We start from the raw sequence: 18,977 nt of genomic DNA, 5'->3' as shown, positions 1-18,977 counted from the left end.
AGCCCTGGCGACTCCTGGAAACAGGAGTGGCCAGGGCTTTTGCGTTCCCAACTACGACTTCAGCTTCGGCTTCACGTCGCGGTCGTAAATGCTCTGCAGCGTGTTCTTCAGGTCCGTCATGGTGGACTTCACGTCGCCCTGCTGGGTGAGGATCTTCGCGGCAGCCTTGGCCATCTCCTGGTCGGCGCCGGGCAGGAACACGCGGGCGTTGTCCTGGACCTTGGTCACCGCCAGCTGGTCCACTGCCGTCTGGATCTGTGGTGTCTTGGCCAGGACGGCGGTCATGTCCGCAGACTTGCGGGTGGGCATGTAGCCGGTGGCGGCCGAGAACTCGACGGTGCTCTCCGGCTGGGTAACGAAATCGAGGAACATCCCGGCGGCGAGCTGTTCCTCCTTGGTGATCCCGCTGGGGATGCCCAGGCCTGCGCCGCCGGTGGGGCAGACGTTTGTGGTCGCCTTGGGGCCGCCCGGCAGGAAGCCGACGCCCACATTGAATTTGGCCGACTTCAGGATGCCCAGCAGCGAGCCGGTGGAGGCGATGGTGGCGGACGTCAGGCCGGCCGAGAAGTCGTCCGCTGCTTCCTTGGAGGAGACCCCCGCCCACTTGTCCTTGTAGATCGAATCCTGCGCCCACTGCAGCGCCGCCACGGAATCAGGGGAGTCGCAGGTGATGTCCCATTCCTTGGACCAGCCGCCGCCCCAGCCCCACAGCATGTTCTGCAGGGTCCAGCCCGCGTACCCTGCCAGGGCGGGGTAGATGTAGGCGTACTGGGCCCCGGAAGCTGCCTTGAGCTTGGGTGCCCATTGGCCGAATTCGTCCCACGTCTTGGGCGCCCGGTCCGGAAGTCCGGCAGCGGCAAAGTGGTCCTTGTTGTAGTAGAACAGCGGGGTTGAGCGGCCGTAGGGGAGCGCCCACTGCTTCCCGTCGTACTTGTAGTCGTTGATCAGCGACTGCTGGAAGTCGTCCATCTTCATGTTCAGCTGCTTGGTAAGGCTGTCCACCGGGATGATGCTGCCGTTGGTGTAGTAGCGGAACCACCACACGTCGGAGAGGACCACCACGCCCGGAAGGCCGGACTTGGCAGCCTGGGCCGTCTGGAACTTCTGCGCAATTTCCTCATAGTTGGCCCCTGCCGTCACCAGGTTGACGGTGATGCCGGGGTTCTTGGCCTGGAATTTCTGGATCAGGCTCTTCTCAACCTCCTGCGACTGGCCGGGGTGGCTGGACCAGAAGTCGATCTTGGCCGCCGGCTTAACGCCGTTGAAGTCGATGTCGGCCGCCTGCGAGGTCGCCTGCCCGCCGCCAGTGGTGGAGGGTCCGCCGCATGCGGCCAGGGCGGCGGCAGAGGCGGTAACCCCTGCCAGGCCCAGGAAATGCCTCCGGTCCAGGTGAAGTGTCATGACAGTTCCTTTCGGTTGTTGCCTTGGAGAATGTGAGAGTCGAAGGTTGGAAAGTACGACGGCGGGAGGCAGGTCAGCCGGTCACGCTCCCTTGGGTGAGGCCCGCCACGATGTAGCGCTGCAGGGCGGCGAAGATGATCAGGATGGGGACGATGACCAGGACCGCGCCGGCCATGAGGACCCCCCAGCCGGCGGCGTTGCTCTCGCTGTTCTGCAGCAGCGTCAGCCCCACCGGAAGCGTCATCGTCTCCGGGCGGTCCGTGATGATGAGCGGCCAGATGTACTCGTTCCATTCGGTCACCACCGTCACCAAAGCCACGGTGGCGATGGACGGGACCGAGACCGGAACCACGATCTGCCACAGCCGCCGCCAGTGGCCGGCACCGTCCATCTCGGCAGACTCCAGGATCGAATTCGGCAGGGTCCGGAAGTGCTGGCGCAACAGGAACGTACCGAACGCGGTACCCAGGCCGGGAAGGATGATGCCCCACAGCGTGTTCTTGCCTCCCATTCCCGCGATCAAAATGAAGTTGGGCAGGATAGCCACCTGAGGGGGCACCATGAGCGCCACCAGGATCAGCAAAAAGATGAAATCCCGGAACGGGAAGCGGACGAAGACCAGCGCGTACGCCGTCAGGATCGCCAGGATCACCTTGATGGTGGCCCCCACCACGGTGACGATGGTGCTGTTCAGGAAGAACTGCCCAAACGGCACCGTGGTCATGGCGGTCCGGTAGTTCTCCAGGTTCAGGCTCTCCGGCAGGATCTTCAGGTCTGTGGTGACGATTTCACCGGACTGCTTGAAGGAGCTCAGCACCATCCACAGCAGGGGCAGGAAGACCACCAGTGTTGCGATGAGCAGGGGCAGGTAGCCGCCCACCACCGTCTGGACGAGGTTGCGGCGCGACAGCGGGCGGTCGCGGTCGAGGCCTGGCTCGGGGGCAGCGACGGCCGGCGCAGCGGGGTCCGGGTTGACCGGTGACAGGGAGGTCACGAGTAGTGCACCTTTCGTTCCACGAACCGCAGCTGCAGCACGGTGATGACCAGGAGGATAGCGAACAGCACTACCGAGATGGCTGCCGAGTAACCGGCCCTGTTGTAGGCGCCGAAGGCCTGCAGGTAGGCCTCGTAAATCAGGGTGCTGGTGCCGGTGCCCAGCGGGGTCATGATCCGGATCAGGTCGAAGGCCTGCAGTGAGCTGAGCATCGTGGTGATCAGCAGGAAGAACGTGGTGGGGGACAGCAGCGGCAGCGAGATGCTGACGAAGCGCCGGAACCCGTTGGCTCCGTCAAGGGAGGCCGCTTCCATGACTTCCGAGGGAAGGGACTGCAGCCCGGCCAGGTAGACCACGGCGCAATAGCCCAGGTTCTTCCAGACGTAGACCAGGATTACCATGACCAGCGAAAGCTGGGGATCGTTAATCCACTGCGGGCTCTGCTGCCCGATGCCCCGCAGCAGCCAGGCCAGGACCCCGTAGCCAGGGTCGAAGATGAACAGCCATACCAGGCCCACGCCGACACCGGAGAGCACATAGGGCGCAAAGACGGCGGAACGGGCAAACGTGGTACCGCGGATCTTCGCGTTCAAGGCCAGCGCCACCAGCAGGCCCAGCAGCATGGATCCGCCCACCGTCGTAAGGGTGAACACTGCCGTGGTGCCCAGGACCTTCGGGGCGTCATTGCTGCCGAAGAAGGTGACGTAGTTGGCAAGGCCCACCACCGTGGCGGTGGGGGAGCCCAGGGTCCAGTCCAGCGTTGAGTAGTACATGTTGCTGATCAGCGGACGGTAGGTGAAGACGGCGATCAGCACCAGGTTGGGCAACGCCATGGCAAGGAAAACAAAGAAGTCGCGGCGGGTCCTTGCTGTCCACCGCCGCTTTGGTACTTTCGCGGAACTTCCCGGAGGCCTGTTGGGTTTGGCCGAGGGGTGCGGGGCGAGTTGACGGGTCATGCGTTGCCTCTCCCGGGTTGGGAGCCTGCTCGTGGCGGGCCCTGGCTTGATCTAGGGACTACTACACCAGACCGTCAGGGGGCTGAAACCCGCATATGCCCTTGTCAAGGGACTGTTATCCAAGGCTTCGTCGCCCGTTAACGCTGTGTTGAATGCAGTCTCGCATAAAGTTCGCCAATGCGGCAGGGGCGCGCCAGCAGAGGGGAGAATAGGGCCATGGGAACCATTACCGATGTTCCGGGCCTGCGCGTGGGCCACGTACAAAAGGACCGCGACGGCTGGCTGACGGGCGTCAGCGTGGTCCTGCCCCCACCGGGCACCGTGGGATCGGTGGATGTCCAGGGCGGCGGGCCTGCCACCCACGAAACGGACGCCCTTGACCCCACGACACTGGTCAGCCACGTCGACGCGGTGGTCCTCACCGGCGGCAGCGCCTACGGGCTTGCCTCCGCGGCCGGTGCCCAGCGCTGGTGCGAGGAGAATGGCCGCGGCTTCGCCGTCCCGGGGGGAGTGGTTCCGATCGTCCCGGCCGCCGCCATCTTCGACCTGGGCAGGGGCGGCGACTTTTCCGCACGCCCGACGCCGGACATGGGCTACGCGGCAACGGCCGCCGCAGCGGCACAAAAGGAAGGGCACGACGTCGAACGCGGCAACGTGGGCGCCGGAACCGGGGCGCTCCTCGGCAGGACCTACAAAGGCGGGGTGGGCACGGCGTCGGCCACGCTCAATAACGGTGTAGTTGTGGGGGCAATCGCAGTGGTGAATGCGTTGGGATTGCCGACAGTCGAACACTCGGTTCTCGAGGAGGCCGTGGTGGAACCGGGTCCCAACACCACTCTGGTCGTTGTGGCTACCAACGCAGTGCTTGATGTGGCCGAATGTAAACGGACTGCCTCGGCGGCTCACGCGGGGATCGCGAGGGCTCTCAACCCCTCACACACCCTGGCCGACGGCGACACTGTTTTCTGCCTGGCGACCGGTGCCGTGGCACTGGACCGGTCGGACGAAGCTGCCCGGCAGCTGAGCCTTATCACGCTGCAAAGTGCGGCAGCCGACGTCGTACGGTTGGCCATCCTTGACGGCGTGGCCAGCGCTGAAACGATCACTACCCCCGCAGGTGAATATGGTGCGTACCGCTCCGCGTAGGCTACTATGGCCGATTTAACTTTTACCCGCTGACGGGGTAGTGTTGTTTGTTGGTTGTCTGGACTGCCACGCCCTTTTGGGCCTGGAGGCGGCAATCGATCCAACAAAAACGTTCGTAGTCATGCCCGGTGCAATCCGGCGGGGCTGCGGCAACAACAGTTAGCGGAGGGTATGGCCAAGAAGGACGGGGTCATTGAGATCGAAGGCGTTGTGACCGAGGCGCTGCCTAACGCGATGTTTCGCGTTGAGCTCACCAACAAGCACATCGTTCTGGCACACATCTCTGGAAAGATGCGTCAGCACTACATCCGAATCCTCCCCGAGGACCGCGTAGTGGTGGAGCTGAGCCCGTACGACCTCACCCGTGGTCGTATCGTCTACCGCTACAAGTAAATTGCTGGGCGGCATCAGTACACACTGGCCGCCGCTCCAGTTGACCAAACTGCTACACGCAAAGGAACGCCATGAAGGTCAAGCCGAGCGTCAAGCAGATCTGCGAAAAGTGCAAAGTGATCCGCCGTAATGGCCGGGTCATGGTGATCTGCGAGAACCCGCGCCACAAGCAGCGCCAGGGCTAATTTCCTTCCCTGAAGGAAATCCTGGGTTGCTAACCCACGCAAGTAAATAAAGGCAGCACAAGCTGATCTGGAACATTGAGCTCGAAAGAGTCCGGACAGCTAACCCCCGGTCGGAGGCTGGGGCCGCACGGACTGTGCGGGTGTACTGCCTACGACCTCCGGTTTATCAAGGAGTACTGCCACTATGGCTCGTCTCGCTGGCGTAGACATTCCCCGCGAAAAGCGGCTGGAAATTGCGCTTACTTACATCTACGGCGTGGGCAAGACCCGTGCACACGAAACCCTGGCTGCCACGGGCATCAGCGCTGACGTTCGCGTCAAGGACCTGACTGACGCCCAGCTGGTTGAGCTGCGTGACTACATTGAAGGCAACTACAAGGTTGAGGGTGACCTTCGCCGCGAAGTAGCAGCAGATATCCGCCGCAAGGTTGAAATCGGCAGCTACGAAGGCCTGCGCCACCGCAAGGGCCTGCCCGTACGCGGTCAGCGTACGAAGACCAACGCACGTACCCGCAAGGGCCCGAAGCGTACCGTCGCCGGCAAGAAGAAGGCCCGTTAAAATCCCCGCCCGGGATTTACGGACTTTCCCCAATAACTTTCTGTAGGAGAAAAAATGCCCCCGAAGACTCGTGGCGCGGTTCGCAAGCCGCGTAAGAAGGACAAGAAGAATATCGCGCTTGGCCAGGCGCACATCAAGAGCACCTTTAACAACACCATCGTTTCCATCACGGATCCTTCCGGTGCTGTTATTTCCTGGGCTTCCTCCGGTGAGGTTGGCTTCAAGGGCTCGCGTAAGTCCACGCCGTTCGCTGCCCAGATGGCTGCTGAAGCCGCTGCCAAGCGTGCGCAGGAGCACGGCATGCGCAAGGTAGACGTTTTCGTCAAGGGACCGGGTTCCGGACGCGAGACCGCAATCCGTTCGCTGCAGGCCGCAGGCCTCGAGGTTGGCTCCATCCAGGACGTCACCCCCGCAGCCCACAACGGCTGCCGCCCGCCGAAGCGCCGCCGCGTCTAATTCTTTTCCGCAGCAGGAGCTTGCCCGGACCAGCAATGGTCCGGGCAAGCCCAGCGCGTTAAGTCTTCAGACCGAATTTCCACCACCTGTGTTGCGTCATATAGCGGATGCTCGCCGAAAGGAAACCTAAGTGCTCATTGCACAGCGCCCCACCCTCTCCGAAGAGGTCGTCTCCGAAAACCGTTCGCGTTTCATCATTGAACCGCTGGAACCGGGCTTCGGCTACACCCTCGGAAACTCCCTCCGCCGTACCCTGCTCTCCTCCATCCCCGGTGCTGCCGTAACCAGCATCCGGATCGATGGTGTGCTGCACGAGTTCACCACGGTTCCGGGTGTCAAGGAAGATGTCACCGAGATCATCCTTAACATCAAGAGCCTGTCGGTTTCCTCCGAGCACGACGAGCCTGTCGTGGCTTACCTGCGCAAGCAGGGCCCCGGAGTCGTCACCGCCGCGGACATCGCTCCGCCGGCCGGCGTCGAATTCCACAACCCGGATCTGCACATCGCCACGCTGAACTCGAAGGGCAAGTTCGAACTCGAACTGACCATCGAGCGCGGCCGCGGCTACGTTTCGGCAGCTCAGAACAAGTCCGGCGATGCAGAGATCGGCCGCATCCCGGTCGACTCCATCTACTCGCCGGTGCTGAAGGTTACTTTCCGCGTGGAAGCAACCCGTGTTGAGCAGCGCACCGACTTCGACAAGCTGATTGTCGACGTCGAGACCAAGCAGGCCATCGCCCCGCGCGATGCCGTTGCTTCCGCAGGCACCACCCTGGTGGAACTGTTCGGTCTGGCCCGTGAGCTGAACACCGCAGCTGAAGGTATCGAGATCGGCCCGTCGCCGACGGATGCTGCCCTGGCAGCAGACATGGCACTGCCGATCGAGGATCTGGACCTCACCGTCCGTTCCTACAACTGCCTCAAGCGTGAGGGCATCCACACCGTGGGTGAACTCGTTGCCCGCTCCGAGGCTGACCTGATGGACATCCGCAACTTCGGTGCCAAGTCCATTGACGAGGTCAAGGCAAAGCTGGTTGAACTGGGCCTGTCCCTCAAGGACTCGCCTCCCGGTTTTGACCTCGCAGCACGCGCCGCAGCAATCGAAGAGGACGACGCCGCTTTCGGCGACGACGAACTCTAAACCAGACCTTGGCCGGTGGGCAGCACCATGGTGTGCCGCCCACGGCTTCCACATGAGGAGAAACAATTATGCCTACCCCCACTAAGGGTCCGCGCCTCGGAGGCGGCCCGGCTCACGAGCGCCTCATGCTCGCGAACCTGGCAGCATCCCTGTTCGAGCACAAGCGGATCACCACCACGGTGACCAAGGCCAAGCGCCTGAAGCCGTACGCAGAGCGCCTTGTCACCTTCGCCAAGCGTGGCGACCTGGCTTCCCGCCGCCGCGTGCTCGGTCTGATCAGCAACAAGGGCATCGTCCACGAGTTGTTCACCGACATCGCCCAGGCTGTGGAGAACCGCGACGGCGGCTACACCCGCATCACCAAGATCGGCAACCGCAAGGGCGACAACGCTCCCATGGCTGTCATCGAACTGGTCCTGGAGCCGGTTTCCGCCAAGCAGGCCGTCGTAGCCGAGGCTACCCAGGCTGCTGCCAAGGCTGCTCCGGCCGCCGAGGAAGCTCCGGTTGAAGAAGCTGCAACCGAAGAGGCTCCGGCCGCTGAGGAAGCTGCCGAGGCACCTGCTGCTGAAGAAGCTGCAACCGAAGAGGCTCCGGCCGCTGAGGAAGCTGCCGAGGCTCCCGCAGCCGAGGAGAAGGACGCGAAGTAATTCGCTGATTCGCTTCGCATAGACTTAGGTCTGTGAACCACCAAAAACCCGCGGCCCCCGTTTCAGGGGGCGGCGGGTTTTTGCGTATGCGGCTTGATCTTTCGTACGACGGCGGTCCGTTCAGCGGGTGGGCGGTGCAGCCGGGACGGCGGACAGTCCAGGGCGTGTTGGAGGAAGCAATCGAGCTTTTGGTCCGCCGCCAGGTCCGGGTCACCGTTGCAGGGCGCACTGACGCCGGTGTCCACGCCCGCGGGCAGGTGGTGCACCTGGACCTCACCGAAGCCGAGTGGCTGGGACTGCCGCGCGGGCACGAACTCGATCCCGCCGTCGCCATGATGCGCAGGCTCCGCGGGGCACTCAACCGGGCCCTCGGCGACCTGCACGGCGCGGTGGAGGTGCATGCCGTTTCGTTGGCACCGGAGGGTTTCGACGCCCGCTTCTCCGCCCTCTGGCGCCGGTACAGCTACCGGATCGCGGACGGCCCGGCGCTGTGGGACCCGTTGGAGCGGTACTTCACGCTGTGGCACAAAAATCCGCTGGACGTCTCGCTCTTGAACGAGGGTGCTTCGCAGCTCTTGGGTCTGCAGAACTTCCTGTCCTTCTGCAAGCCGCGCGAGGGCGCCACCACCGTCCGTGAGCTCCAGCGGTTCGAGTTCCGGCGCGGCGAGGATGGCGTCATCGTAGCCACAGTCCAGGCTGACGCGTTCTGCCATAACATGGTCCGCGCCCTGATCGGTTCCGCGCTGTACGTGGGGGAGGGCGCTGTTGAGCCGGGCTGGTTGTACGAGCGGCTGCTGCTGCAGAAGCGGGATGCCAAGTCTGTTCTTGCCGCGCCGCACCCCTTGGTGCTGGAGGAAGTGGCGTACCCGTCGGACAGCGAGCTCCTTACCCGCGCCGAACAGACCAGGGCCGTCCGCGAGTACTGATTCCCATCGAGTGCTCCGTACTTGTCGTTTTCGAGCCCGTTAGCGACAAGTACGGAGCAGTCGATGGTGCTAGAAAGCGGGCGGGGGACCTTCTGCCGGAAGGGTGACCGTGAAGGTGCTGCCCTGGCCCTCGCCGCTCTGGCACGTGATGCTGCCGCCGTGCCGCTCCACGATCATCCTGGTGATGGAAAGACCCAGCCCCGCTCCCGGGATGGCTGCTTTCAGGGCGGATTCGGCGCGGAAGAAACGGTTGAAGGCCTTGGCCGCGTCCTCGCCGGACATGCCCATCCCGGTGTCCGTGACGCTCAACCGCACCCATTGCCGGTCCGCCTGCGCGCTGATGCTGACTTTGCCGCCGTCGGGACTGTACTTGATGGCGTTGGACACCAGGTTGTCCAGCACCTGCCCGATCCGCAGCGGATCCGCGTAGGCCCACAGGGGCGACGGGACGTCGGTGGCGATCTCCACGTGGGACCGCAGGGCCGAAGCCTGGGCCGAACCCAGGCTGGTCTCCACCAGGCTGGCCAGATCGGTCCGCTTGGGATGCACGTTCAAGGTGGTGGAGGCGGAAGCTGTCAGGTCGGCCACGAGGTCCAGCAGCCGTTCAGCGTTGCGCTGCACCACGAGCAGGCGCTTGGCTACGTGCGGGGGCAGGTCGTCGGGATCGTCCAGCACCAGGTCCACGTTGCCCAGAATTGAGTTGAGCGGGGTCTTGAATTCGTGCGAGACATTAGAAATGAGTTCCTGGTTGGCTGCCAGCGATTCCACCCAGCCGGTGACGTCGCTGTAGACCACCACGGCGCCGGTGAGCCGGCCGTCCTCGCTGACCAGGGGGCGGGCGGCCGTGGACACGGCGCGCTGCTCCGGGCCCTCGCCCGCCCACACCAGGTAGTCCGCGAAGGACTCACCGGCCATGGCCCTGCTGATGGGCCGCCGGTCCGGAGGAAGCAGAGTGCGGCGGTCCTGGCCGAAAATCAGCTGGTGCCCCTGGCCCGGGATGGCTTCGTCGGCGCCTGTGGCCCGGCGGAAGTTGCGCTGCCGGCTGTTGGAGACCAGGAAATGGCCGGCGCGGTCGACGGCGGCGATACCGACGTCGGTGGCGTCCAGCACGGTTTCGAGCAGCTTCTCCCGTTCCCGGCTTGCGGCCAGCAGGTCCCGGAGTTCGCGGTCCTTGTCCGCCAGTTCCGCCTGTTGCTGCCGAAGGCTCACGCTCGCGAAGCGGATGGCCAGGGACACGGCGAGCATCATCACCGGGAAGAGAACGACGGTGGTGATGTCGGAAGCAGTGATTGCAGGGAAGTGGGCCGCTGCTGTGGGGAGCATGATCAGCAGTGGGCCCAGGAAGCTGAGCACCAGGCTGCTGCGCGCCAGCATGCCAGAGGCGGAGAGCCAGATGACAGGGAAAACCACCAGCACCGCAAGGCCCGGCAGGAGGGGCGCGGCGCCGTTGCGGAGGAGGCCGATGGCGGCGAAATCCAGAACCGGAATTAGCAGATAGGGGCGGTGCGCCAGCCGTTCCCAGGGGACCAGGAAACAGCCAAGGAACAGGATGGCGTGCAGGACAATTCCGGCCAGGTACAGGGGGCTGTGCGTGAGTGAGGGCCATGCGAAGGGTGTTGCCACGGCAATGGCAGCCACAAGGAGGGTGAGTGGGAGCTGGCACAACACCACTTGGGCGCGGGTTCCCAGCCGGCGGAATATGCGGCCGGGTCCACGGTGGAACAACGGCTCAGCCATGTTTCTGACTCGTACCCCTTCACATTTGGAAAGCAGGTGCCGCCAAGGTCTATCAAATCCCCCCAGTTACCTTGGGCAACCACCCTTTCCCTAGATATTGCACATGTCTTGTCATAATAATTGACTTTTCAATTTCCGGCGCCGATTCGGATGTCATCAGTGCGGCTTACTAGTAGCGTATAAATGGTTGGAGCGGGATTGGCATTGGCGCTGGGCCAATGGGGGGCCATCTTCGCCTGGCGCAGGGATAGCAATGGACGATCTTGGTGTAGCTGTAGTAATCGAGGACGACGACGATGTGCGTAACCTCCTGGAAGGTGTATTGACCCAGGCGGGCTTCGAAGTGCATACAGCGGTGGATGGGCGGACCGGGGTTGACGTAGTCCGCAGCAAGCAGGCAAATGTCGTGACGCTCGATATTGGCCTGCCGGATATTGACGGGTTTGAGGTTCTGCGCCGGATCCGGAATTTCAGCAACGCATATGTGGTGATGCTGACCGGCCGTACGGAGGAACCGGACCTGCTGTCAGCACTTAATGCGGGGGCAGATGACTACATCGCCAAGCCCTTCAGGCCCAGGGAACTCCGGGCACGGGTGGCGGCAATGATGCGCAGGCCCCGGCATGAGGTGGACGGGCAGAACCCGTCCACGTCCCTGGGCCAGTCCCCGGCTCCTGCCGCCCATGCAGAGCCCGGAGTCCTGCAGCACAACGGGCTCCTCCTGAACCACCGGACGCGCACGGTGGAAATCAAAGGCCAGCCACTGGGATTGACCCGCAGTGAGTTCGACCTGCTCCATGTGTTGCTGAAAGGCGGCGGGGCCGTATGCACCAGGGCCGACCTGGTGCGGGCCGTGCGGGGCGAGTTCTACGACCGGGAAACCTATATCAGCGAAGCGGACGAGCGCGCCGTGGAGGTCCACGTGGGAAACCTGAGGCGCAAGCTCAAGGAGGATCAGCTGTCGCCACGCTGGCTGCAGACGGTCCGCGGGGTGGGATACCGGTTGGCGCCGCGGCGTCCTGACGACGCCTAACAGTGATCCCCACGGGCGCGGGCTCCCGGAGCCGAGGGGCTAGCCCTTCTCCAGGATGTAGGTAGCCTGCAGTTCGGACACCGTGCGTGCCCCGTCCCGCGCCACCCCGGCCATCAGGGCCTGGCCCTGGGCAAAATCGCCCTGCCGGATCAGGCCTTCCAGAAGTTCGGCGAGCCTGGCCAGCCTGAGGCCGCCCACCATGGCGGAGCTGATTTTGAGGCTGATGACGGCGTCCAGGGCGGAGTCTTCATCCTGGCTGTCCACGGCTGTTCCCAGCCGGGCCAGGCGCAGGTCCCACATGGCGGCGTAGTCGCGGGCGAAGCGCTGGGCCAGTCCGGTACCGGCCAGTTCCTCTTCCAGCTCGTCCAGGACTGCGGCATCAATCAGCGGCAAGAGACCCGCCTCCTCCAGTGAAGGTCCCACGCTGGAAGCAGGAACGGCAGGAGCTGGCAGAGCGACCCCGGGCAGTGGGGAGTCCGCAGCGGGGCTCTTTCCGCTGGAACCGGGATCGGTACTGTGCATTGTTCAAGGCTACTTCCTGGAAATCCGTCGTTGGCCTATTTGTCATCATTCTGTGTAAACCTTGAGGCAAACTTGCCGTCGCCCTGCGTAGGCGCTACTGCCCGCTGAAAGTCATCACCGCATTGATCACGGCCGGCCCCAGAATGGCGATGAAGAGGACCGGGAAGATAAAGAACAGCAGCGGAAAAAGGATCATGACGGGCAGCTTCATGGCCTTTTCCTCGGCCCGCTGGCGCCGCTTGACCCGCATGACCTTGGCCTGGACGCGCAGTACCCGGCTGATGGCAATGCCGTAGGTATCGGCCTGCACCACGGCCTGCACAAAGCTGCGCAGCTCAGGAATGTTCGTCCGCTCGGCCAATGCGATATAGGACTCCCGACGGCTGCGTCCCACCTGCATGTCCTGCAGGGTGCGGACCAGCTCTTCCGCCAGCGGGCCCTTGCCGTTCTCGCCGGCGCGGGCCATGGCGCCCTCGAAGCCGAGTCCGGCCTCCACCGAGATGAGCATCTGGTCCAGCGTGTTGGCCAACTCCAGCTGCATGGCTTTCTGCCGCTCCTGGCCCTTGCTGTAAAGCAGCAGGTCCGGGATGAAGTAGCCAAGGACCAGGACGAACAGCCCCGCGAGCTTCATCATCGGTGAGCTGCCGATCGATGTCAGATAGAGACCAGCCGCGGCACCGGCCAAGCCAAGGCCGATCTTCGACCCCAGCACCTTTCCCAACGGCATCGAGGCGGGCCGGCCGGCGAGGGACAGGAGCCGGTCCAGGAAGGCGACATAGGCCGGTGGAGTGAGGCGCCGGCCCAGGGCTTCGAGCCGCGGCGGGGATCCGGTTGGAGCAGCGGCGACTGGCGGTGCACCGCGGGACAGCAGTTCGGTGACCGCTACGCGCCCCTGCTTGTCCACGGTCAGGACGGACCAGGCCAGTGCCGCCACCGGGACACAGACCAGCAGGACGGAGAGGAGGACTATCAGGTTCATGGTGTCCTCAGAACTTCAGGTCGATGATCTTGCGCATCCACAGCGCGCCGATGGTCATCAGGACAAACGATGCGCCGATCATTACCCAGCCCAGGGGATGGGTGAACATCGAGTTCATGTAGCTCGGGCTCACGGCGAGCAGCATGGCCACGATGCCGAACGGCATGGCGATCAGGATATACGCGGAGAATTTGCCTTCCGCCGCAAGCGCCTTGATGTGCCCCTTGATTTCCGCGCGCTCGCGGATGGTCTCGTTGACCTGGTCCAGCACCTCGGCCAGGTTCCCGCCCACTTCGCGGTTGATCTGGATGGCCTGCGAGATCCAGACGAAGTCCTCGTTCTTCATCCGATCGGCGGTGTCATTGAGGGCGGCGAGCAGGTCGCGGCCCAGGCTGGTTTCGGTGATCACCCGCCGCATCTCCTCGGACGTCGGCTTCTGGGACTCAGCCGCCGCTGCGTCGATGGCGCGCAGGATGCTGTGGCCGGCCCGCAGGCCGCCGGAGAGCAGCTGCAGTGTGTCGCCCAGCTGCCCGTCGAAGGCGGTGCGGCGCTTGCCGGCCAGGAAACCGAGGACCAGTTTGCCCACGAACGGGGCGAGCAGGGCGAGCAGCAGTCCCACCAAAGGACCCACGGTGACAGTGCCCACCAGCATCCCGACGCAAGCGCCGATGCCGACCAGCAGGAAGAATTCTGCCTGGCTCAGGCGCAGGCCGGCGTTCTCGAGTTCGACGCGGGAGAACAGTTTGACGTTGCGCCCGTCGAGCAGCCGTTCGAATGACCTGACCCCGGACAGCGCCAGGCGGGACAGGGAGGAAGGCGGCTCGGGTTCAAACGGACGACGGCGGTCCAGCGGCACTGAGGGCGCGCTTGGCAGGAGCACGGCGACCCCGAGCAGGCAGATGGCTGCCAGGAGGATGACGCTTCCGATGGCGATGATCATGGCTCAGTCCCTACTTCGCGCCCGGGCCCAGCGGGGTGGCAAACACTTCGGGGGACACGTGGATGCCCAAGTCCTCGAACCTGTCGATGAACCGCGGCCGGATGCCCGTGGCAACCGGACGGCCAAGGAACCGTCCCTGAGCGTCCACGCCCGCAGAGTAGTCGAACACGAAGGCATCCTGGAGGGTGACGATGTCGCCTTCCATGCCCTGCACCTCCGTTACGTGGGTGATGCGCCGGGACCCGTCGCGGAGCCTGGAAATCTGGACGATGAGGTTCACGGCAGAGGCGATCTGCTCCCGGATGGCGCGCAGCGGCAGGTCCATGCCGGCCATCAGCACCAGGGTTTCCAGGCGGGCCACCGCGTCACGCGGGGAGTTGGAGTGCACGGTGGAAAGGGAGCCGTCGTGGCCGGTGTTCATGGCCTGCAGCATGTCCAGCGATTCGCCGCCACGGACCTCACCCACCACGATCCGGTCCGGACGCATACGGAGGGAGTTGCGGAGGAGCTCCCGGATGGTCACCGCGCCCTTGCCTTCGGTGTTGGGCGGCCGGCTCTCCAGCCGGACCACATGGTCCTGCTGGATCTGCAGCTCCACGGCGTCCTCGATGGTGACAATGCGTTCGTCGTGCGGCAGGAATGAGGACAGGACGTTGAGCAGCGTGGTCTTTCCCGTGCCGGTACCGCCGGAGACGATGATGTTCAGCTTCGCTTTGACGCAGGCGTTCAACAGTTCGGCCATTTCCGGCGTCAGCGTGCCGAAATCGATCAGGTTGCGGACCGTCAGTGGGGTCTTGCTGAACTTTCGGATGGTCAGCGAGGAACCTCCCACGGCCAGCGGCGGGATGACCGCGTTGACACGGGATCCGTCCTCAAGGCGCGCGTCCACCAGCGGCGAGGACTCGTCGATGCGGCGGCCCACCTTGGACACGATGCGTTCGATGACCTTGCGCAGGTGCTCCTCGGAGCTGAAACGGGACTCGGTGAGCGTGAGCTTGCCCTTGCGTTCCACGTAGATCTGGTCCATGCGGTTGACCATGATTTCCGTGACGGCGGGATCGTCCAGCAGGCGCTGGAGGGGACCGTAGCCGAGCACGTCATCGGCAACGTCGCGGACCAGGCGGGTGCGTTCCTCGGGGGTCAGCGGCACCTGCTCGGCATCGATGATGCGGGTGAGCTCCTCCTTGGCGGTGCTCCGCAGTTCCTGCTCTGTTACCGCGGCGTCGTTGAAGCGCGTTCCCATGCGCTCGAAAAGCGCGGTGGCCGCCCTGTCCTTCATGGCTGCGAAGACGTCCACCTTCGGTGCCGTGGGCACCTGCTGCGCGACGGCGTCGTGCGTTGAATGTACGACGGCGGCATGTGCCGGAAGCTGCCGCTCGGCGCTTTCCGCCGGGGACGGCAAAGGAGCGGGCGCCGGACGAGGCGCCTCGAGGAGGGCTGTGCCGGTGCCCGTGCCCGGAGATGCGGCCTGATTGCGCGACTGGACCGCGTTGATTCGTTCGGAGAGTTTCATCAGATAACCACCCTTCGGTGAAGCTTCCGCTGCGCCTGGGCGCGCCAAGCCGGGTTGAAGCGCTCCACCAGATGGCGGAGGCTTTTGACGGCGGGGTCCTTCTTCGATTCCTGGAGGACGGGGATGCCGCGGTTGGTGGACAGTGCCACGGCGCGTGAGCGGGGAACGCTGACGTCCACGGGCGCGCCGATGGTGGATTCGACGTCCCGGACGTTCAGGCCGGCTTTGGCGTCGGCCATGTTCAGGACCACGTGGCGGGATTCGGGCATGATGTCGAGTTGGCGGAGGACCTCCAGGCCGGAGCGGAGGCCGCGCAGGCTGGGGATGTCCATGGCGCTGACCCAGACCACGTCCGTGCACTGCTCCATGGCGGCGAGGCCGATTTCCGGCATGCCGGGGGCGGTGTCGATCACCACGTACTGGAATTCCTGCGCCAGCTGCTCCAGCAGATGGCTGACCTGTTCCGGGGAGATGTGGTCCGCGTCCACCGGGTTGGGCGGGGCGCACAGGGCGTAGATGCCGGCCGGGTGCACGGTGAGGAAGGCCTTGAGGACCAGCGGATCCTGGGCTGCCGCCGGGGTGACGGCGTCCGTGACCGTGTGCTGCGGGTTGAGGTAGAGGCCGGAGGCGACGTCCCCGAACTGCAGGTCCAGGTCAACGATCACCACGCTCATGGGCGCGATCTGGCCCAGGCCGATGGCGATGTTGGTGGCCAGGGTGGTTTTGCCCACGCCGCCCTTGGGGGAGAAGACGCCGATGACCAGGCCCCTGCCGTTCTCCGCCTGCTGCTGCTCGGGGCCGCGGTGGCGGGTGGCGAAGGACTGGCAGGCGCGTTCCAGCAGCACTCTGATTTCAGCCGGGTCGGCCTGCGGGCTGAGGATGTCGCGGATGCCGGCGCGCATGGCGTGCAGCAGGAAGTCCGGGTCCACGTCGCTGACCAGGACCAGGCTGAGGCCGGGGAGCTGGACGTCAAAGACCTTGGCGAACCGGAGTGCCTCTTCATAAGGAACGTCCGGGCCGATGATCAGGACTTCGGGCTGCTCCTGGTTGAGGAGGCCGAACAGTTCCGCCGGGCCTGCGGGGAGGATGTCACTGGCGATGGTCTGCACGGTGCCGCGCAGGCCATGGGCGACGGCGGTACGCAGCTTCTGGTCGAACTCGGCGTTGGGGGAGAGGAGGACGAAACGGCTCATTTGTACACCGTGTCCAGGTGCTCAATGCGGGGCCCGCTGTCTGTCGCGTCCATGGGTTCCTTCGTGAGCCAGAGCTCACCGTTGATTGAGGTGAAGATGATCTTGTTGGCATCGACGTCATTTACCGCGACCGTGATGATGAGTGCACCTGCCGGGACAGGTGCACTCTGACTCTGGGATGCATTGTCGCCTTTGGAAGACGCCGCGGGTGCGCCCTGAATAGAGGTCACCAGCACCTTCCGCAGGGTCAGCTGCGTCGTGTCCCCGGGCTTAGCCTTGTCCGCACCGCCCTTGAAACTCATGGCGACACCGACGTGATCGCCAGCGGCCATCTGCCCGCCCACGACGCGCTGGGGTTCCAGCTGGAAGGACACCTCCTGAAACCCGGGCGGTACTTTGACGCTTGAGGCACCCTTCGCGTCTGCGGGTGCAATCAGACGCTCGGCCAGAAGTTGTTCACCGGGAACCAGGTTGACTCCGGTCACCGTGCCGGCCTTGCCGTCAAGATTGCTCAGCGCACTTGTAGAAACTGCGGATGCTGGGAGTTTCTTGATCTCCAGCGATGCAGCAATGTCACTTACGGCGGTCCCGGCGGGAACGGCTTTCGTCACTACGAGAACGTCTTTTGGCTCCATGCTTGCCATCGCCCTAGCGTCGGCGCCGTTCGCGTAGACGATGATGAGAAGGGCTCCCACAAGCGCCAGGGCTACGGCGGCCGTGCCGGCGAGCATGCGAGATTTCACGTTGTTCTCCTGATCGGGGTAGTGCTAGAGGCCGAGGCGGACGATGGTGGCGCCGTAAGGGTCAACGGGCCCAAGGGTGTAGCCGTCGGCGAGGGACACGTAGGTCACGAACCTGCCGATCACGCCTCGGCAGTTCCCTGTGCACTGTGTCGCAGTGGTGACACCCGTTGCCGTTGACTTGGTGCTTTGGAACTCGTAAGGAAGGCCGGTACCGCCGCTGAACCTCCAGCCCGTCACATCGAATGCAGCAAATGAAACGAGGCTGTAGATTGCTCCGTTGCCGGTGCCGGTGATTTGGTTGTATACGGGGAGCAGGACGATAACTTTTCGGCCTGCAGTAATGTCGGCGCCCCACTTGTTCAGCGTGGCGTCGCAGTTACCTGGAGCATTGTTTCCGGGATCGCTGCCGCCTTCGCTCACCGCGAGGTCAATGGTGGCACCGCACTTACCCGTGTCTTGCTTCAACCATCCGTATCCTCCGGCAACAGCCGCGCCGGAGGGCCCGTAGTTGCAGGAGGCATTGGCGTTTTGACCGTGATCCTGGAGGAGTTGGAGGGCGCCGTCCGCATAGCCCTTAACTTGGCAGATGGAGAAGGCCAGGGGGAACGCAGTTGTTCCGGCCTTGGGGCTGCCCCAAACGGCGGACGACTTGGCCCCCACCTTCGCCGTCGGAATCCCCAGGACGTCCGCGAAAAAGAGCGAGACAGAGTCGGGGGGTGCGCCGTTCTCTGCCGCCGTTGTATTTACGACTACCTTGCGGCCTGTCGTGTCTAAGGCAATGGAGCGGACGTTGCTGGTGCCATCCAGTGCATTCTGGTTGGCAAGCGTGGCGGCCAAAGTCGATGTGGTGCATAGGGTATCCGCGGAGTTCCGGGCGCATTTTTGAGCGACACCTATGGCGGCAGCGTCTGCGCCGTTCTGCAGTTGGGCGTGCTCCGAATACAGCACCCCTACGTCTACTGCAATGGCCGCGGAGCCGAGCAGGACCACCAGCATGATGGCCACAATCACCGAAATAGCGCCATGTTCGTTGGTTGTCTCGCCGCCTCGCAGTACTACTTTCAGCCGCCGCACAGCATGACTCCTTTGCCCGTCATCGCGAACGGCCCGGCAATTCCGGTGATGGTGGAAAGTGTGTACTTGACGGTGACCGTCACTTGGGTGCCCGTGCTGCACGTGATGGGGCTCACAGTGACGGCTGATGAGGGAAGGGTTGAGCTTACCGATGCTGCAGCGTTTTGAACTGCGGTTGCGGCAGCGGTGGGGCTGTTGTTGATGGCCATGACACGCACGCCCTCCCGGGCCGCGTTGGTCAGGGTGATTTGCGCGTTGTAGGCCCGGCCGAACTCAATGGTCCCCAGCACAAGCATCAAGAGGAGGGGCAGCAGGATCGCGAATTCGACGGCGGCCGCGCCGCGTTCCGAATCACGTCTCACCTGCTGCTCCTCCTCTTGAATTGCTTGTTTCTGCCGGGCAGAGTGTCGCCGTTTCGATATGGGGTCCGGAACGGCGA

The 18,977-nt window shown here is 64.1% G+C and carries 21 protein-coding genes; 9 read left to right on the top strand and 12 right to left on the bottom strand.

Annotated elements, in window-relative coordinates; genetic code table 11:
* Window positions 1–51: 51 nt before the first annotated feature.
* The 3 genes from LFT44_RS14325 to LFT44_RS14315 all read right to left on the bottom strand — a co-directional run bounded on the left by LFT44_RS14325 (window position 52) and on the right by LFT44_RS14315 (window position 3,351).
* Window positions 52–1,401, bottom strand: coding sequence for an ABC transporter substrate-binding protein (locus tag LFT44_RS14325; RefSeq protein WP_236799102.1), 1,350 nt, complete (start codon window positions 1,399–1,401; stop codon window positions 52–54).
* 73 nt (window positions 1,402–1,474) lie between these two features.
* Complete coding sequence (locus LFT44_RS14320; protein WP_236799101.1) at window positions 1,475–2,395, bottom strand: carbohydrate ABC transporter permease; 921 nt, start codon at window positions 2,393–2,395, stop codon at window positions 1,475–1,477.
* Window positions 2,392–3,351 carry a carbohydrate ABC transporter permease gene (locus tag LFT44_RS14315; protein WP_236799100.1) on the bottom strand — a complete coding sequence of 320 codons (960 nt, stop codon included), beginning with the start codon at window positions 3,349–3,351 and terminating at the stop codon, window positions 2,392–2,394. Before LFT44_RS14315 ends, LFT44_RS14320 begins: the two co-directional genes overlap by 4 nt.
* A gap of 216 nt (window positions 3,352–3,567) precedes the next feature.
* Here LFT44_RS14315 and LFT44_RS14310 point away from each other — a divergent pair, with 216 nt between their 5' ends.
* The 8 genes from LFT44_RS14310 to LFT44_RS14275 all read left to right on the top strand — a co-directional run bounded on the left by LFT44_RS14310 (window position 3,568) and on the right by LFT44_RS14275 (window position 8,804).
* The gene (locus tag LFT44_RS14310) at window positions 3,568–4,497 is read left to right on the top strand and encodes a P1 family peptidase (RefSeq protein WP_236799099.1); all 930 of its coding nucleotides are present in this window, start codon (window positions 3,568–3,570) and stop codon (window positions 4,495–4,497) included.
* A gap of 171 nt (window positions 4,498–4,668) precedes the next feature.
* Window positions 4,669–4,890, top strand: a complete 222-nt coding sequence (gene infA, locus LFT44_RS14305; RefSeq protein WP_009358723.1) for a translation initiation factor IF-1 — start codon at window positions 4,669–4,671, stop codon at window positions 4,888–4,890.
* Window positions 4,891–4,961: 71 nt separating this feature from the next.
* Window positions 4,962–5,075, top strand: a complete 114-nt coding sequence (gene rpmJ, locus LFT44_RS14300) for a 50S ribosomal protein L36 (protein ID WP_009358722.1) — start codon at window positions 4,962–4,964, stop codon at window positions 5,073–5,075.
* A gap of 184 nt (window positions 5,076–5,259) precedes the next feature.
* Window positions 5,260–5,634, top strand: a complete 375-nt coding sequence (rpsM, locus tag LFT44_RS14295; protein ID WP_003803743.1) for a 30S ribosomal protein S13 — start codon at window positions 5,260–5,262, stop codon at window positions 5,632–5,634.
* Window positions 5,635–5,688: 54 nt separating this feature from the next.
* On the top strand, window positions 5,689–6,090 hold the full coding sequence (gene rpsK / locus LFT44_RS14290; RefSeq protein ID WP_018760435.1) for a 30S ribosomal protein S11: 402 nt from the start codon (window positions 5,689–5,691) through the stop codon (window positions 6,088–6,090).
* Between the two features lie 130 nt (window positions 6,091–6,220).
* A complete protein-coding gene (locus tag LFT44_RS14285; protein ID WP_013601812.1) occupies window positions 6,221–7,231 on the top strand; it encodes a DNA-directed RNA polymerase subunit alpha in 1,011 nt (336 codons plus the stop codon).
* Window positions 7,232–7,299: 68 nt separating this feature from the next.
* Window positions 7,300–7,878 carry a 50S ribosomal protein L17 gene (gene rplQ / locus LFT44_RS14280; protein ID WP_236799098.1) on the top strand — a complete coding sequence of 193 codons (579 nt, stop codon included), beginning with the start codon at window positions 7,300–7,302 and terminating at the stop codon, window positions 7,876–7,878.
* 86 nt (window positions 7,879–7,964) lie between these two features.
* The gene (locus tag LFT44_RS14275; protein ID WP_236799097.1) at window positions 7,965–8,804 is read left to right on the top strand and encodes a tRNA pseudouridine synthase A; all 840 of its coding nucleotides are present in this window, start codon (window positions 7,965–7,967) and stop codon (window positions 8,802–8,804) included.
* Between the two features lie 69 nt (window positions 8,805–8,873).
* Here LFT44_RS14275 and LFT44_RS14270 read toward each other — a convergent pair whose 3' ends face one another.
* Window positions 8,874–10,541 carry a sensor histidine kinase gene (locus LFT44_RS14270; protein WP_236799096.1) on the bottom strand — a complete coding sequence of 556 codons (1,668 nt, stop codon included), beginning with the start codon at window positions 10,539–10,541 and terminating at the stop codon, window positions 8,874–8,876.
* A 253-nt stretch (window positions 10,542–10,794) separates the two neighbouring features.
* On the opposite strand from LFT44_RS14270, the gene LFT44_RS14265 reads away from it, so the two are divergent.
* Complete coding sequence (locus LFT44_RS14265) at window positions 10,795–11,574, top strand: response regulator transcription factor (RefSeq protein WP_236799095.1); 780 nt, start codon at window positions 10,795–10,797, stop codon at window positions 11,572–11,574.
* A gap of 39 nt (window positions 11,575–11,613) precedes the next feature.
* Here the strand turns inward: LFT44_RS14265 and LFT44_RS14260 are convergent, their stop codons facing one another.
* From LFT44_RS14260 to LFT44_RS14225, 8 genes are all read right to left on the bottom strand, one after another.
* On the bottom strand, window positions 11,614–12,096 hold the full coding sequence (locus LFT44_RS14260) for an Hpt domain-containing protein (RefSeq protein WP_236799094.1): 483 nt from the start codon (window positions 12,094–12,096) through the stop codon (window positions 11,614–11,616).
* A 94-nt stretch (window positions 12,097–12,190) separates the two neighbouring features.
* The gene (locus tag LFT44_RS14255) at window positions 12,191–13,075 is read right to left on the bottom strand and encodes a type II secretion system F family protein (RefSeq protein ID WP_236799093.1); all 885 of its coding nucleotides are present in this window, start codon (window positions 13,073–13,075) and stop codon (window positions 12,191–12,193) included.
* A gap of 7 nt (window positions 13,076–13,082) precedes the next feature.
* Window positions 13,083–14,015 (bottom strand): type II secretion system F family protein, encoded by a 933-nt coding sequence (locus LFT44_RS14250; RefSeq protein WP_236799092.1) that lies wholly within the window; start codon window positions 14,013–14,015, stop codon window positions 13,083–13,085.
* Window positions 14,016–14,025: 10 nt separating this feature from the next.
* Window positions 14,026–15,528 carry a CpaF family protein gene (locus LFT44_RS14245; RefSeq protein ID WP_236799091.1) on the bottom strand — a complete coding sequence of 501 codons (1,503 nt, stop codon included), beginning with the start codon at window positions 15,526–15,528 and terminating at the stop codon, window positions 14,026–14,028.
* Complete coding sequence (locus LFT44_RS14240) at window positions 15,528–16,721, bottom strand: AAA family ATPase (RefSeq protein WP_236799090.1); 1,194 nt, start codon at window positions 16,719–16,721, stop codon at window positions 15,528–15,530. The genes LFT44_RS14245 and LFT44_RS14240 overlap by 1 nt, the downstream gene beginning before the upstream one ends.
* Window positions 16,718–17,464, bottom strand: a complete 747-nt coding sequence (cpaB, locus tag LFT44_RS14235; RefSeq protein ID WP_236799089.1) for a Flp pilus assembly protein CpaB — start codon at window positions 17,462–17,464, stop codon at window positions 16,718–16,720. Before cpaB ends, LFT44_RS14240 begins: the two co-directional genes overlap by 4 nt.
* A 24-nt stretch (window positions 17,465–17,488) precedes the next feature.
* Window positions 17,489–18,538, bottom strand: a complete 1,050-nt coding sequence (locus LFT44_RS14230) for a TadE/TadG family type IV pilus assembly protein (RefSeq protein WP_236799088.1) — start codon at window positions 18,536–18,538, stop codon at window positions 17,489–17,491.
* A complete protein-coding gene (locus tag LFT44_RS14225; protein ID WP_236799087.1) occupies window positions 18,526–18,900 on the bottom strand; it encodes a TadE/TadG family type IV pilus assembly protein in 375 nt (124 codons plus the stop codon). Before LFT44_RS14225 ends, LFT44_RS14230 begins: the two co-directional genes overlap by 13 nt.
* Between the last annotated feature and the right edge of the window lie 77 nt (window positions 18,901–18,977).

Source organism: Arthrobacter sp. FW306-05-C (assembly GCF_021801725.1).
GTDB lineage: Bacteria > Actinomycetota > Actinomycetes > Actinomycetales > Micrococcaceae > Arthrobacter.
Note: the sequence above shows the minus strand (reverse complement) of the source record. Positions and strands in the feature narration are given on the sequence as shown.